This window comes from Taibaiella soli (assembly GCF_003236175.1).
Classification (GTDB): domain Bacteria; phylum Bacteroidota; class Bacteroidia; order Chitinophagales; family Chitinophagaceae; genus QKTW01.
The window spans coordinates 1-14,516 of sequence record NZ_QKTW01000026.1 but is presented as its reverse complement, the minus strand read 5'-3'; the positions used below and the strand labels follow the sequence as shown (position 1 = coordinate 14,516).

The window sequence follows — 14,516 nt, the reverse complement described above, 5'->3', positions numbered from 1 at the left end:
CCGAATTGGATACTATGAAGAAACTGTTACTGATCTTTTGCGCCGCGGCAGGGCTTTATTCTTGCAAAAATGACCATACCGGCGCCGGCGAATCACAAATGAAAAACACTTTTCATAAAATGCTGGATCAGTATTGGGAAGAACGGATGCAGCTTTTTCCGCTCGAGGCAACTGCCAATGGCGATAACCGCTATAATGATAAAATGACGATTACTATTTCCGAAACCTTCCGGGATAGTCTGAGACGTTTTTGCCATAACTACCTGAATCAACTGGATGATATTGACAGCAGCCAGTTGAGCGCCGATGATCAGATCAGCTACCGTTTATTCGGCTATGAGATGGAAATGAATTTGCAGCAGCTGAATTTCCCAACGCATTATTTACCGATCAACCAATTCTGGTCGTTTACGCTTGATCTGCCAACACTGGCTTCCGGTCAGGGAAATCAACCATTTAAAACAGTAACGGATTACGATAATTTCCTGAAACGTGTTTCTGTATTGCCGGCCTGGACAGATACGGCGATCGTGAATATGCGTAAGGGCATTAAAGAAGGATGGGTTTTACCAAAATCATTAGTCGTAAAAATACTGCCACAGCTGAAACCGATGACTGGCGACGATCCCAGGGAAAGTATTTTCTACGGATCAATTAAGCTGATGCCGGATAGTTTTAGCAAGGAAGATAAAGATCGCCTGACTACAGCTTATGCAGACATGATCACTAATACGGTGAAACCTTCTTATCAAAAGCTGTACAATTTCTTTGAACAGGAATATTTGCCGGCAGCACGGACTACTGATGGGATCGGCGCATTGCCGCGTGGTAAAGAATATTATCAAAACTGTATCAAATACTGGACGACGACCAGCTTAACGCCAGATAGTATTTATAATCTGGGGATGAGTGAGGTGGGCCGTTTGGAACATGAAATGAATGAAGTGAAAGATGCGGTTGCATATAAAGGTGATCTGAAGGCGTTCTTCGATTACCTGAATAAAGATCCGCAGTTTTTCCCTTTTAAAACACCAAAAGAAGTATTGGATAGTTTCTGGGCGATCAAAAAGCAAGAAGATCCGCAGTTGAAAAGACTGTTTAATCATACGCCGAAATCTCCATTTACTATTCGTCAGACGGAAGCATTCCGTGCAGCTTCTGCGAGTGCTGAATACAATCCGCCTTCAGAAGACGGCAGCCGTCCGGGTATATTTTATGTACCTATTCTGGATGCAACGAAATTTAACGCAGTAGGAATGGAAACTTTGTTTTTACACGAAGCCATTCCGGGCCATCATTATCAGATTTCCATTCAACAGGAAAATAAAAACCTGCCTCAGTTCAGACGTTTCTTATGGTATGGTGCTTACGGGGAAGGCTGGGCACTTTATTCCGAAACATTAGGTAAAGAACTCGGTCTGTTTCAGAATCCATATCAATACTTTGGTCATCTGAGCGATGCCATCCATCGTGCGATTCGTCTGGTAGTGGATGTAGGCATACATTATAAAGGTATGACGCGTGAAGAAGCGGTTGCTTTTATGGTGGCGCACGAGCGCATTTCCGTAGAAGAAGCAACGACCGAAATTGAACGTTACATGGCAATCCCTGGTCAGGCTTTGTCTTATAAAATTGGTCAGGTGACGATCAGTGCCGAGCGCAAAAAATATGAAGAGAAATTGGGCAGCCGTTTTAAAATTGCTTCATTCCACGATGAAGTGCTGAAAAATGGTTGTTTGCCGCTGAGCATTTTACAAGAACAATTATTGATCTGGGCAAAAAATCAATAACATGGGCAAACTGGTAATTGCAACGCAGGAAAAGATAGATGATCTAATCAGTAAACGTGCCGGCGAAACAAAATTCGGTGAGCGCATACAGCTGGCAAATGTTCAAAATTGGGAAGAAAGTATTCGTGATAGCAACGCGAAATATGTATTGGTTGGCATTCCCGAAGATATAGGTGTACGTGCGAATCTCGGTGTGGGTGGTGCGCATACAGGCTGGGAAGCCGCACTGAAGGCAATACTGAATGTACAGAATACAAATGAGCTGAATGGCGAAAATGTTTTGCTGCTGGGCTGGTTTGATTTCGCGAATTGGTTGTCGGCGGCGGAACGCATGGACGTGGCTAAGCTGCGCGTCATTGTGGAAAATATAGACGAACTGGTATACCCGGTCATTCAAAAGATAGTTGCCGCAGGAAAAATTCCCATCGCAATTGGTGGAGGTCACAACAATGCTTATGCCTTATTAAAAGGTAGTTCATTGGCACTCGGCCAAAGCGTAAACGCAATTAACCTTGACGCACATTCCGACTACAGAGTGCAGGAAGGCCGCCATAGCGGAAATGGCTTTCGTTATGCGAAAGCAGAAGGTTACCTGGAAAAATATGCGATGGTGGGGCTCCATCAGAATTATAACAGCGAGGCAGTTCTTGGCGAAATAAAACAGTCACCGGATCTCCATTATTCTTTTTATGAAGATATTTTCTTGCGGGAGCAGCAAACTTATACAGAAGCACTGATCGAAGGATTCGAATTTGTAAAAGGAAAGCCTGCGGGAATTGAATTGGATCTCGACTGTATCGAAAACGTGCTCTCAAGCGCAATTACACCCTGTGGCATTTCTACATTGCAAGCAAGGCAGTATATATTCAGGTCAAAAAATTACAATCCGGTGTATTTGCATATTCCGGAAGGAGCCACTCTTTTAAGAGATGGCAGATCAGTTAGTTCTACAGGGAAATTAATTGCATACCTGGTGACGGACTTTATTCGCCTCTAAAAGAGGGATATAAATAATATACATTATTCTGTATGTTTGCGGTCAGTTTTTATTACCCGTAAAATATCAAACAAACCCGTATGCAAAAATTTACCCTACGGAACCGGTTACTAGCGGTTTCCTTTTCCCTTTCCGTTTGTGTAGGCTCTTCTCTTCATGCGCAAAACATTGCCGGCGACAATAACAGTAATGCCGTACGTATTGAACGCAACGAGACCACCCACCTTCCAAAGACAATTTATTTCTCAGCACCAGCCACGTACAAACTGGATCAGGCACAGCAGGTTTTTAACCAATATCTGGACCTGGGCCAATCGACTACGCTCCAGTTGATCAGCACTCAAAAGCCACCCTCAGGAATCGTTATCCAGCGTTATGCGCAATGGTACCAGGGGATCAAGGTAGACAAGGCTTCAGTGGTGATTGCTGCGAAGAACGGTGTGATTAATTTATTGACGGCAAACGTGTACAAGCCAACACAGGCAACATCTGTAACACCAGCTATCAATGAAGCAACTGCACTTAATGCAGCACTGGATTTTACCGGCGCGCAGAAGTACATGTGGCAGGATGCAAGAGCAGAGAAATTTCTCCAGAAAATAGCTAAAACAAGCGATACCAGCTATTTCCCGAAAGGTACACTGGTATGGATTGAAGGGAGAGGAACTGGCGGCAGCCGTGACGGCCAGTTGCACCTCGCTTATTGTTTTAATATTTATGCAAAACAACCATTAAGCAGAAATCTGGTTTATGTAGATGCACAAACAGGTAAAGTAATTTTTCAGGATGCATTGCTCAAACATACTGCAGCCACCGGCGCATCACTTTATAGCGGCACCGTAGGTTTCCAGACAGAGCTTGATGCAGGCAGCGGTGACTACATATTGTATGATGTGAGCAGAGGTGACGGTATCATTACCGCAACCTATGGCAATAGTAATGATCCTAATAATCTGATGCTGCCAGCTAACACTACAACCAGCTGGACACCGGCAGACCAAGCAATAGATGCACATTGGGGCGCTACTAAAGTTTTCGATTACTGGTATAATGTTCAGAACCGTTACAGCATCGACGGTATGGGTATGGAAATCATCAGTGGCGTTAACTATGATACTCTTTATGATAATGCCTTCTGGAATGGCGCTATGATGAGTTACGGCGATGGTTCAGGTGTTGCTAACGGGGGCTTTTCGCCGCTTACCAGCATGGATGTATGTGCACATGAAATGGGCCACGGTATTTGTCAATACACCGCCAATCTCGATTATTATGCAGAATCAGGTGCTATGAATGAATCACTCAGCGACATCTGGGGTGCGGTAATTGAGAACTGGTCTAACCCTCATGAAAATGATGCGCAGGCAAAAGAAACCTGGGAGATCGGTGAGGAGATTGGCGCTACACCGATGAGAAGCATGGCTAACCCCAAGCAACATGGTCAGCCGGATACTTACGGCGGTGCCAACTGGGTAAACGTAAATAATTGCGGTACTTATGATAATTGCGGTGTGCATACTAACAGTGGTATAGGAAACCATTGGTTCTATCTGATCTCGCAAGGTGGCAACGGTATTAATGACCTCAATAATTCATTTTTTGTAAATGCTATCGGTATAACGAAAGCTGCTGATATCGTTTATACAGCGGAGTCTGTATTGCAGTCAAACGCTCAGTATGCAGACTTCAGAAGTATGACTATTGCGGCTGCACAATATCTGTACGGCACTTGTTCACCAGAAGAAGAATCTGTAACACGCGCATGGTATGCTGTCGGTGTAGGTAGCAATTTTGTGCCTTGTACGCCACAGCTTTCTTTTGGTAATCCTGTAACGGAGATCAATGAAAATAATAACAGCACTGCTTGTCCATCGAGCAAAATTGTAAATATTCCGCTGAAAATAGAAGGTCCGGCAATTGCAGGTGGTACCGCTAATGTTACCGTTTCTGTAGTAAACCCGGGTAATGCGGTAAATGGTGTTGACTACGTGCTGAGCAATAACACATTCACTTTCGGCCCGAGTTCACCAATCACGCAAAATGCACAGCTGACTGTTTATGATAATGGCTCTGTAGATACAAGCAAAAGTTTGGTACTGGGCTTTACCATCACTGCAAACGGTAGCAACCTGAGCGCTGGTGTTGTAAAACGTGACAGTGTAATCATTGTAAATGATGACCATGCTCCGGAAGTTGGCGGTGACGAAACACACACAGTAGGTTTAGGTGGTGCTGCTACCAGCAATCTGACTTCACCGTTCGCCAGCGCTGCAAAAACAGCACGTACGCAGTATGTCATTACAGTGGCAGAAATGCAGGCAGCAGGTATGCGTCCAGGTGTTCCGGTAGTATCCGCAGCATTTAACGTAACACAGAAAAATTCTACGATTCCATTCAGCAGCTATACTGTTAAAATGAAGAACACTACGCAAAACCCGAACGATATGCAGTCTGGTTTTATTCCTGGTGCGTTCACTACGGTTTATAGCGGTTCGTTTTCTACAGTTACAGGATGGAATACAATCAGCTTTACAAACAATTTTACCTGGGATGGCGTAAGCAACGTAGGTGTTGAAATTTGTTTCAATAACACAACTTCCGGATCTAATAATGATCAGGTAGCGGCGGTAGCGACTGCTGCTACGGTTACAGCGTTCAACTCTGCTACTTTTGGTTCAGGTGCTTGTAGTCTGCCTTACTCAACTGGTAAATATTCTACGGCACGTCCATTGTTCCGTTTTGTACAGACTGTACCACCGTCTCCTGTTGAAGCTACTGCAAACAGCGATCGCAGCTGGGATGTGCATACAGGACAACATGTATATTTCTATTCAACAGCAGATGCAGAACTGATTGCTGGTGTGGATAGCACTTCTGCAGACCTGGGTTGTACCGCGGCGGCTGTAACAGTGGCGGGCAACGGTTTTACTACGGTAAATGTTGCCGGTACATCTATTAACCGTTCTGTAAAAGAATTCAGCGTAACGCCAACTACTGGCACAGGCGCTGGTTATAAAGGAACTTTCTTCTTCCTGAATACGGAACTGAATGGCATGAATCCTGCATCTCTGTGGCTGGTAAGAACATCGGCTGCATCAGATACTGCGATCACTGCATCCAATACAGATTTCGTAATGCCAACAAGTTTGGTACAAGGTCAGACGTTCACTGGTTTCAGAGGTAACTTCACTGGCTTTGGCCGTTACTTCCTGACTGATAATGGTCCATTGGCAGTGAACAATCTGGTAAAAGGAAATAACAGCATTCAGGTGAAAAACAATCCGTTTACGAATGTGATTCACGTAGGCTACAATTATCAGGCGGCTGACAATGCACAGATCAGTCTGACGGATATCTCTGGTAAAACACTTTATAAAGGTCAACAGCACATGAACGCTGGTGGCAACAGTTTCGATATCGATCTGAGCCATCTGAGTCTTGCGCCAGGTTATTATATGCTGCAGATCACTACTTCAAAAGAAGTATCTGTTCATAAAATGCTGCACGACTAATAACGTGTTGAAAAGAATATAGGAAAGGCAGACCGGATGGTCTGCCTTTTTTAATGCTCAAGACTATTCAGTTTTTGCGGTTACAATTTTGAGTTTAACAGTTGCAGTTTGGGCTGGCGCATCTGTTTTTATTTTAAACGCGAAAGGCTTTCTGGGCGGAACATAGACATAGAAGATTTGATCTTCCGTGCCAATTACTGCATCGGTTTCACTTATGTAGGAGATCTGCACATCCACATCTTTATAGGTAGTTGAAGTAGCAGTATTCGATATACTTCCTTCAATCACCGTCTGGCCAAGCAGATTGGTGTGATGATCGCTGGTAATATTTAGATACTTCAGCGGTTCCGCTCGTTCAATTGTTCGCCGGCAGGCAGAAATGCTTACTAATAGCAATAGCCCCATGATTGTCTTTAGTACTTTCATAAAGGATACTGCAATAAAAAATGTGCCATCTGGATGCGGCGCTTCAAAAACCGTTTATCTTCGGGCCAAGTTGTTGTTAGTTTATGCGCATCAAGCCAGCCCTCCGCTTTATAGAGACATTCCAGATTATAGGGGTCATCATTCTTCTGGTAAGTGCCTATTACTATTTCTTCAGTTTCGGAGACTTTACCTATTTGATTTTTGCAATTGCAGGGATGGCTATTCTTGCCGGAACCATTTTATTCAAGAGGAAGATCATTCAATTTGTATTAGCAAGGGTCGATTATCCTGGCGTCTTTTTTGACCTCTGTGAACGCTTGCGTTTCATCGATAATTTATCGGTAGATGAATCGGATAAAGTGTTGGATGATTTGTATTATCCTCAGTACGATACCGATCAGTTTCTGGCGGATAATGGTCTGACCGCCGAGATCAGAAACGCGGGATCAACGCAGAGCAGCGCGCTCGCGATAAGTACTGCAATATTTATGGTAGCATTGCTGCTTATCAGGCCACATATCAATCGTTGGTTATTGCCTGTTCTCTTTTTTGCGCTAGTTGCGCTGGTTAGGTACTTTATTCCCAAGCGCGGGAAAGGATTGCCGCTATATACGTTTACGCCGGAAGGCATTATTACTGAACAAGGAATAATAGCCTGGCAATCGGTATACGATTGGACTGCCGGCGCGAAGGCTGGTAAAGGCCGGAGTATTATGGTTCAATTTGTAGAACCAGGCCGAAAGGCGCTGATATTGTATCCTTATCATCTCACACATTCCAATGTAGAGATACTCATGTTGCTGGCGCACTATAAGCATAAGTACGGGGGAAGGGTTAATTAAGTTAATTGGTTATGCGCGAAATCAGATCACCACGTCACCCCCACAGTTTCACTGTTAGGTGGTTCCTCGTGATGACCCGAAAATTGTGTTGTTTAATGTGAGTGTATTTAAGGTATGTTCATCACAGCCCCACGTGCAGATATCCGGCGCGTGTCATTGCGATGAGGAGGCACGACGAAGTGGCAATCTGATTTCGCGTAGTGTTGCGTTTAATGTGCAGAACAATATAATGGATATCTCAGCGCGAAATCAGATCACCACGTCGCCCCCGCAGTTTCACTGTTAGATGGCTCCTCGTGATGACCCGAAAACGAGGTTGTATAACAGTAGGTCATCATGCCTCACAAGATTATAATAACATGGTCATCTCGACTAATTATATGGTGCCCATAATCAAAAGACAATACTCCTTGATTAGATGATAGTAGTTCTAGCAAGCTTCGAATCATTCTTCTCCTACTTTTTTTATGCCAAAAAAAGTAGGCAAAAAAGGGCAGTCTAAGCCAGATCACTCCATGGCTTAGACGGTCGCCCGATTGAGCTTCATTGCTACTGTGCTGCCAAACTAAGAGCCTTGAAATTGAACTCAATTTTAAATGTGCCATTGGCACGATAGGAGAGACCCCGATTAATGAGTGTAATCATCACTATATTTTATTCAAAACAATGCGCTTTGCAATCAGCCTCGGTGGCTGCTTCTGAATACCCGCGAAAATAGTGCGTACTATTTACCCAACTAATACGCACTATTTACGCAACTAGTACGTACTATTTTATCAACTAGTACGTACTAGTTGGAGCACTCCTTAAGACGACTGCGCCAATTATACGTAAAGACATAAAGTGGCTGATTGGCGTATCGTTAGTTCCTTTCTTCATAAAACCGGCATCTGCGGCGAAAACTGGCCTGAAAATTGCATTACATCCTGCAATAAAACAGATAAATTATGTCCGTAAAATTTTCAGTGGTGCAACGCCCCAATCCGCAAAAGCCAAACGACCCGAAGAAATGGTATGTCAGCGTTCAAAGCTCCGGTGATATCAGTCTGCGTGAATTGTCTACAGAAATTGCCGCCCGTAGCACCGTAAGCAGCGCCGATGTATTGGCAGTATTAGAAAACCTCTTGCACATTATTCCTGAAGAGTTAGGCAAAGGCAACATTGTACGCCTCGGCGATTTCGGCAGCTTTTCGCTCACGCTCCAAAGTGAAGGTATGGCTACCGAAGAGGAAGTAATTGCAACCGCCATCAAAGGCAACAAACTTCATTTCCGTCCCGGCAAAGAGATTGCAAAGAAATTGGATGGAGTGGAGTATAGGAAGGTTAAGTGAGTTAATTGGTTAATTAGGTTAATTGGTTAAAAGGGAAACCCGCGACGTGATCGCGGGTTTTGTTATTTATCTGTATTGTGACGTAACGTTAGTTTTGAACTTACTACAACATGTGTATTATTCCCGCGGGTCATCGCGATGACGAGGTACGAGGATGTGGCGATCTGATTTCGCGCTGAATTAAATTGGCACGCGGTTTGTCATTTAGGATTTATGCAAAAAGCAGGCTTTGTCTACGTTATGACCACACTTGCCAATAGTGTATTATACATCGGTGTTACGTCAAACCTTTCTCAACGAGTGTGGCAGCACCGTACTAAGTATTATCCTAATTGCTTCACTGCAAAATACAATTGTGTAAAGCTTGTCTATTACTACCGTTTCGATTCAATTGGCGATGCGATTGCAGGGGAAAAGCGTTTGAAGGACCGACATCGTGCGTTTAAAATTGATTTAATAAAGAAACGAAATCCGAATTGGCAAGATTTGTGGGAAGAGATAAATGAATAATGAAGATCGCACGATGTAATAATTTTCTCTTAGCGAAATCAGATCACCACGTCGCCCCCACAGTTTCACTGTAAGGTGGCTCCTCGTGATGACCTACAAGATGTGTTACTCAGCGCGAGTGTACAACCCTACGGTCATCGCAAACAACGTGTGCAGACAACCTTGCGGGTCATTGCGATGAGGAGGAACGACGAAGTGGTAATCTGATTTCGCGGAAGACGAATTAAGAGAAAAAGGAGTATTAGTTGAGAGATTGAATGCATGAGTCAGTAATTTTTTCCTGACTTACGTGCGGATAAACTCCTTTTTAAATTGATCAAAATATTTATTGTAGGTTCTATGTGCTAAAATGTCATCGAGAAAGTTTGTATAGAAATGACGTGCGTGTCCTTTCTTACAAATAGATTTCCAAGTCGAATCGGAGACGCACTCAAAAAATGGATTAGCTAACTCATTCTTTTTTTGGAGGTCTTCTAAGAAGTGCATTTGCCCAGAATAAATAGTTGGTTCATCGGGAAATAAATTCCGGTTTGCAATATCGGATAGTCTGTCAAAAGACATTATTTCTATGTTGTTCTCATCACAGTATTGTTCGCGTTTTTCCATTTCCTCTTGATTGTCACTTCTGCGACCAATGACAATTTTAAATTCAATTTTGCTATTGCTGTCAATTCTTGTATTTACTGTTGGCAAGAATTTCTTAAAAAAAGTCTTATCGCTTTTTAGAAATCGCTTCCAATCCATGATTTGTTGCAATGCTGCGTTAAGTTTAGAAGAAGGCTTTCCTTTTGAGTCAAAAAGTTTCGTATGGGGACTTTCTATTTCGACGAATTCATAAATTGTTCCGCTACTGTAGCCCTCCTTGACAACAATAAAGTCTGTTTCATATTCCGAACCTAACTTTAGTTTGGAAATTACGAGGTGAGCTTCTAGAGGACAGAAGAAAAAATACGGAGCCGCTGATAGGAAAGAATGGTAATCTTTTTCTTTTAGTTTCGTATTGTCAAGTAGTCCCTTCCAATCTTTTATTATACCTCTATGAGTATTGGAATTTGCGAGGTTTCTCCATGAATAAAGTTCTTTTTCCATAATTACGATTTAATGCGCAATCATCTTCTCCAATCTCGCCATCATTTCATCCTTCTCCTTCAGCATTCTTTCATACAGCGCAATCTTCTCTTCGTGCAATTGCATGATCTTTTCAATCGGATCGTTATTAAAAGTTGGAGAATAATTTATGATGCCCTGTGTATCATTAAGTGTACTGGATATAAAAGTAACCGCCTGCTCCTCATCAAAATTCTTAAAAGCCTCCACTGGAATCTTTAATACTGCAGACACTTGTTGCAGCACGGCAGGTTCTACGGTTTCCTTTTGTTCCAGCAGTGATACTTTCTTTTGTGTCCAGTCGTCGCCGAGCTCAAAAGCGAGTGCTTCCTGTTTTATGCCCAGCATTTCGCGGAAGCGTTTTATGTTGCGGCCTTCGTGAATATGTTTCATAATATAGTTGTGTTTATGCTTCGTCTCCGCTCAGCATGACAAAGCGGGAGGAAGTGTTTTAGTTATTTGTGTTGTTTTCCCGCCGCGAAATCAGGTTGCCACGTCATTCCCACAGCTTTGCTGTTAGGGCATTCCTCGCAATGACCCGCAGAGGGTACTCATTTATTTGTACAATCACACGAGATTGACCATTCACCATTGCCCACATTGTTCCAAATGTAGTTTTTTTCAGTTAGGTGGCCTATACCTATTAGTATGTATTATACAGTGCTATGCATAATATACCAAAGACTTAGCCAACGCAGCAGCATAAAAGATGCGTTGACTGTATAGATTAGGCGGACGGTGAAGACTTGTTTTGTGTGATCAATCTTATAGTATGAAACAAGAGCAACAACTACCGCTTGCCAAAGACAGTACGAACGCGCCGCATTGGGTAGGCTGGCCGCTACAGCTCACGGTACAGGAGATCGCCGATCCGCAGACGGTTATTGATCGTTTCTTTCATCAGTATACATTGGCTGAGGTACGGATGTTGTTGCAAGACTGGCTATTGACTGTAATAGATACGCAACAAGACGTAGGTGGTTATGTGTCGCTGTGCAACGATATGGTACGTTTTACTGAAGCGGTGTTTATGACGCAGGGGAATGAGTTGGCGGCGAGAGTGCTGGCAGAGGCTAATTGTACTGTGAAACCTATTTAACGTACGTCCAAATTTCGCGGGATGTCTCCTTGCGTCGACATGACAAACAAACGTAACGCTCATTACTTGCCCCCGGTTTATAAAATAATATGGTCATCGCGACGGCAGGAAGGATCCCGCGTAATGAGTGCTAATTATCGCGTCATTGCGCGGAGCGACGTTAGGAGTGACAAAGCAACCTGCACGTATTGTTTGGCTATAACACAGTGCAGACTGCTTCGTGCCTCGCAGCGACGCGAGTGAGGTTAAAACTCCCGTCCCATTTCCTGCATTGCTTCCACAAATTCCTCAATGTCTTCTTTCGTTGTGTCCCAGGCGCACATGAGACGAGCTTCGTTTGTGGCTTCTAGCCAGATGTAGAAGGGGAATCTTTCTTGAAGTGGTTCGTTCCAACTGATTGGCAATTCTGCGAAAACAACATTGGCATGTACCGGCATCGTAACCTTTACATCCGGAATTTCTTGCAGTGAACGATAGAGCAGTTGCGCCATTTCATTTGCATGAGTAGCCGTCTTTCTCCAAAGTTCGTTGTGCAACAATGCTTCAAATTGCGCAGCAATGAAGCGTGTTTTAGAAGCGAGTTGCATCACTTGTTTTTGTTGGAAACGAATATTTTCTGCCAGTTTTTTATTGAAAACAATTACAGCTTCGCCAAACATCATACCCAGTTTTGTTCCCCCTAAAGAAAGAATATCAACACCAACATCAGTCGTCAGTTCTTTCAGTGAACAATTTAAACTGGCTGCTGCATTGAAAAAACGGGATCCGTCAATATGGAAATAAAGGTCTTTCTCTTTACAGACAGCAGATAACGCTTTCAATTCGTCAATAGAATATACAGTGCCATATTCGGTGGACTGCGTTACTGAAAGCATTTTGATCTGCGCATAATGCACATCGCCTTTGCGTTGCACTTTGTTTGCTACGGTTTGCGGTTCGAGTTTCCCTTCTTTATTCGTGGGTAAAGCGAAGAACCGGCATCCAGTAAAGGTCTCCGGTGCGGAAGATTCGTCGTTGTAAATATGGGAGATATCGCCGCAAAGCACAGCATTGAATGATTGTGTAGCGGCACTCAGACTTAAAACGTTGGCACCGGTACCGTTAAATACAAACAATACTTCAACATCAGTCCCGAGTAGTTCACGTAATTGCGCCGTAACGCGTTCTGTGATTTCATCGGCACCATAAGAACGCGCATGGCCATTGTTCGCAGTCTGTAATGCTTGCATTACTTCAGGCAGAACGCCGGCATAATTATCACTCGCAAAACTTTTCATTATTTCTGATTTTTGATTTCTGATTTGTGATGGATTTACTCATTATTATTTGTAATTTCTGATTAATGTGACTGATAATTGTATCGTGTGGGTGTCTGTCAATCAGAAATCGCAAATATCAAATCATCAATGGCGTCGCATCAGTTCCCAAAGTACTACGCCTACGGTCACTGAAATATTCAGGGAATGTTTAGCGCCCCATTGTGGAATTTCTATACAACCGTCAGCAAGTTCCATCACTGCTTCTTGTACACCGCTTACTTCGTTGCCAAATACAAAAGCTACCGGTTCTGCGGTATTCCACGAAAAATCCTGTAGTGCAATACTGTTGTGCGCCTGTTCGATGGCATATACTTTGTAACCTTTACTCCGTGCTTCGTTCACCGCATCAATAGTATTGGTAAAATGTTGCCAATGGACTGTTTCTGTTGCGCCTAATGCAGTTTTATGAATATCGCGGTGTGGCGGCTGTGGCGTGTACCCGCAGAGGAAAATGCTTTCTACTGCAAATGCATCGCCTGTGCGGAACGTTGAACCAACATTATGCATACTGCGCACATCATCGAGGATCAGTATTACAGGATGTTTTTCGCCTGCTTTCATTTCCGCTACGCTCTTCCGCTCCAGCTCATCCATTGTCTTTTTTACAAACATGCGGCAAAACTAACGGGAATAGTCCACAAAATGCTTTTTCATTACCCGTTCTTCCTGCACAATGCGAATGATCAGCGGAATGAGGTATAAAGGCAAACCAACACAAAGTGTAGTCCATGCATGGAAAAACAACGCGTAGCCAACTAGTTCGGGCAGAATATTCAGGATATAATTGGGATGTCTTACAAAGCGGAACAGTAATGATTTATTGATGGCGTGGTATTGAATGTCGGCTACGTACAGCTTTACGGTCCACACATGGCGAATCGCATTGATCACATAATACAGCATGCAGATGCCGAACGCATAAACAATCAGCCCGGAAATGGATAGCTTGTCGGAATAATCGAGATCTGCATTCATGCCTTCATACAATCCTAATGCATAATAAAAGATATGCGCTATGGTAAGTATTGCTGAGTTGTTTCGTCCATATTCAACGGCGCCGAGTGCTTTCAGCTTTTTCTCATTGCTGATTGAAATATACAGGGAATAAAATCTCAGTGCCACGAAGGCAATAAACAATAGCAGGGTCAAATTCATACGTGTGGTCTTGTGTGTGGTCTTGCAAAATTAAAAGGTCAAAAGTCAAAAGTCAAAAAAAGCTGAAAGCTTAAAACTGTGTTGTTAATTAACCATGGAAAGCTCAACGCCTAAAACTCAGGAATGAGCCTAAGAAGGCGAGCAGTACCATTTCGCCTCCGCTGAGAGGGTGTTTAAAAAGAAAAGCATAAAAAAAGGAATCAGTGTTGTAACTAAGAGGTTTAATCAAACACCATCTTGCAAATGTGTTTTCCTTCTAGTTTAACTGATTCCGAATGGCAAGTTATATCAAGTTTTTTACCAGCCAAAACCAAAGGCAAATATTGTTTAAGATCCATCATTGACGCTTTGCTCTATTTGGTAAAAACTGGTTGTCCCTGGCGGTATTTGCCAACCTGTTTTGCTCCGTGCCAGTCTGTGTACTATAT

14 protein-coding genes are annotated in these 14,516 nt (G+C 43.2%); 8 read left to right on the top strand and 6 right to left on the bottom strand.

Annotated elements, in window-relative coordinates; translation table 11 throughout:
- Positions 1-14 precede the first annotated feature (14 nt).
- From DN068_RS19445 to DN068_RS19435, 3 genes are all read left to right on the top strand, one after another.
- Entirely contained in the window at positions 15-1,790 is a 1,776-nt protein-coding gene (locus DN068_RS19445; RefSeq protein WP_111000699.1) for a DUF885 domain-containing protein, read from the top strand.
- 1 nt (position 1,791) lies between these two features.
- Complete coding sequence (locus tag DN068_RS19440) at positions 1,792-2,787, top strand: formimidoylglutamase (protein ID WP_111000618.1); 996 nt, start codon at positions 1,792-1,794, stop codon at positions 2,785-2,787.
- A gap of 80 nt (positions 2,788-2,867) precedes the next feature.
- Positions 2,868-6,299: a M4 family metallopeptidase gene (locus tag DN068_RS19435; RefSeq protein WP_111000617.1), complete on the top strand. Its 3,432-nt coding sequence runs from the start codon at positions 2,868-2,870 to the stop codon at positions 6,297-6,299.
- A gap of 63 nt (positions 6,300-6,362) precedes the next feature.
- Here the strand turns inward: DN068_RS19435 and DN068_RS19430 are convergent, their stop codons facing one another.
- A complete protein-coding gene (locus tag DN068_RS19430) occupies positions 6,363-6,725 on the bottom strand; it encodes a hypothetical protein (protein WP_123985418.1) in 363 nt (120 codons plus the stop codon).
- A gap of 83 nt (positions 6,726-6,808) precedes the next feature.
- Between DN068_RS19430 and DN068_RS19425 the strand changes: the two genes are divergently transcribed.
- The 3 genes from DN068_RS19425 (at position 6,809) to DN068_RS19415 (ending at position 9,408) form a co-directional block, all read left to right on the top strand.
- The gene (locus tag DN068_RS19425; RefSeq protein ID WP_111000615.1) at positions 6,809-7,567 is read left to right on the top strand and encodes a hypothetical protein; all 759 of its coding nucleotides are present in this window, start codon (positions 6,809-6,811) and stop codon (positions 7,565-7,567) included.
- Positions 7,568-8,514: 947 nt separating this feature from the next.
- Positions 8,515-8,898 carry an HU family DNA-binding protein gene (locus DN068_RS19420; protein ID WP_111000614.1) on the top strand — a complete coding sequence of 128 codons (384 nt, stop codon included), beginning with the start codon at positions 8,515-8,517 and terminating at the stop codon, positions 8,896-8,898.
- A gap of 213 nt (positions 8,899-9,111) precedes the next feature.
- Positions 9,112-9,408, top strand: coding sequence for a GIY-YIG nuclease family protein (locus tag DN068_RS19415; protein WP_111000613.1), 297 nt, complete (start codon positions 9,112-9,114; stop codon positions 9,406-9,408).
- Between the two features lie 285 nt (positions 9,409-9,693).
- Here DN068_RS19415 and DN068_RS19410 read toward each other — a convergent pair whose 3' ends face one another.
- Both DN068_RS19410 and DN068_RS19405 read right to left on the bottom strand, forming a co-directional pair.
- Complete coding sequence (locus tag DN068_RS19410; protein WP_111000612.1) at positions 9,694-10,497, bottom strand: Shedu anti-phage system protein SduA domain-containing protein; 804 nt, start codon at positions 10,495-10,497, stop codon at positions 9,694-9,696.
- 9 nt (positions 10,498-10,506) lie between these two features.
- Complete coding sequence (locus tag DN068_RS19405) at positions 10,507-10,908, bottom strand: helix-turn-helix domain-containing protein (protein ID WP_111000611.1); 402 nt, start codon at positions 10,906-10,908, stop codon at positions 10,507-10,509.
- Between the two features lie 379 nt (positions 10,909-11,287).
- On the opposite strand from DN068_RS19405, the gene DN068_RS19400 reads away from it, so the two are divergent.
- Entirely contained in the window at positions 11,288-11,614 is a 327-nt protein-coding gene (locus DN068_RS19400; RefSeq protein WP_111000610.1) for a hypothetical protein, read from the top strand.
- A gap of 245 nt (positions 11,615-11,859) precedes the next feature.
- Here DN068_RS19400 and DN068_RS19395 read toward each other — a convergent pair whose 3' ends face one another.
- The 3 genes from DN068_RS19395 to DN068_RS19385 all read right to left on the bottom strand — a co-directional run bounded on the left by DN068_RS19395 (position 11,860) and on the right by DN068_RS19385 (position 14,088).
- A complete protein-coding gene (locus tag DN068_RS19395) occupies positions 11,860-12,891 on the bottom strand; it encodes a threonine aldolase family protein (protein WP_111000609.1) in 1,032 nt (343 codons plus the stop codon).
- 126 nt (positions 12,892-13,017) lie between these two features.
- Positions 13,018-13,545 carry an RNA methyltransferase gene (locus DN068_RS19390; RefSeq protein WP_243630330.1) on the bottom strand — a complete coding sequence of 176 codons (528 nt, stop codon included), beginning with the start codon at positions 13,543-13,545 and terminating at the stop codon, positions 13,018-13,020.
- A 9-nt stretch (positions 13,546-13,554) separates the two neighbouring features.
- On the bottom strand, positions 13,555-14,088 hold the full coding sequence (locus tag DN068_RS19385; protein WP_111000608.1) for an isoprenylcysteine carboxylmethyltransferase family protein: 534 nt from the start codon (positions 14,086-14,088) through the stop codon (positions 13,555-13,557).
- A gap of 243 nt (positions 14,089-14,331) precedes the next feature.
- Here DN068_RS19385 and DN068_RS22545 point away from each other — a divergent pair.
- The coding region (locus DN068_RS22545) for a transposase (protein WP_133254089.1) at positions 14,332-14,516 on the top strand (185 nt) is incomplete at its 3' end.

Bases quoted from the DNA above. Each gene is read 5' to 3' on its own strand.
- DN068_RS19440 (WP_111000618.1), top strand. From the start codon at position 1,792: ATGGGCAAACTGGTAATTGCAACGCAGGAAAAGATAGATGATCTAATC.
- DN068_RS19410 (WP_111000612.1), bottom strand. From the start codon at position 10,497: ATGGAAAAAGAACTTTATTCATGGAGAAACCTCGCAAATTCCAATACT.
- DN068_RS19425 (WP_111000615.1), top strand. From the start codon at position 6,809: ATGCGCATCAAGCCAGCCCTCCGCTTTATAGAGACATTCCAGATTATA.
- DN068_RS19395 (WP_111000609.1), bottom strand. From the start codon at position 12,891: ATGAAAAGTTTTGCGAGTGATAATTATGCCGGCGTTCTGCCTGAAGTA.
- DN068_RS19405 (WP_111000611.1), bottom strand. From the start codon at position 10,908: ATGAAACATATTCACGAAGGCCGCAACATAAAACGCTTCCGCGAAATG.
- DN068_RS19435 (WP_111000617.1), top strand. From the start codon at position 2,868: ATGCAAAAATTTACCCTACGGAACCGGTTACTAGCGGTTTCCTTTTCC.
- DN068_RS19445 (WP_111000699.1), top strand. From the start codon at position 15: ATGAAGAAACTGTTACTGATCTTTTGCGCCGCGGCAGGGCTTTATTCT.
- DN068_RS19390 (WP_243630330.1), bottom strand. From the start codon at position 13,545: ATGTTTGTAAAAAAGACAATGGATGAGCTGGAGCGGAAGAGCGTAGCG.
- DN068_RS19400 (WP_111000610.1), top strand. From the start codon at position 11,288: ATGAAACAAGAGCAACAACTACCGCTTGCCAAAGACAGTACGAACGCG.
- DN068_RS19385 (WP_111000608.1), bottom strand. From the start codon at position 14,088: ATGAATTTGACCCTGCTATTGTTTATTGCCTTCGTGGCACTGAGATTT.
- DN068_RS19430 (WP_123985418.1), bottom strand. From the start codon at position 6,725: ATGAAAGTACTAAAGACAATCATGGGGCTATTGCTATTAGTAAGCATT.
- DN068_RS19420 (WP_111000614.1), top strand. From the start codon at position 8,515: ATGTCCGTAAAATTTTCAGTGGTGCAACGCCCCAATCCGCAAAAGCCA.
- DN068_RS19415 (WP_111000613.1), top strand. From the start codon at position 9,112: ATGCAAAAAGCAGGCTTTGTCTACGTTATGACCACACTTGCCAATAGT.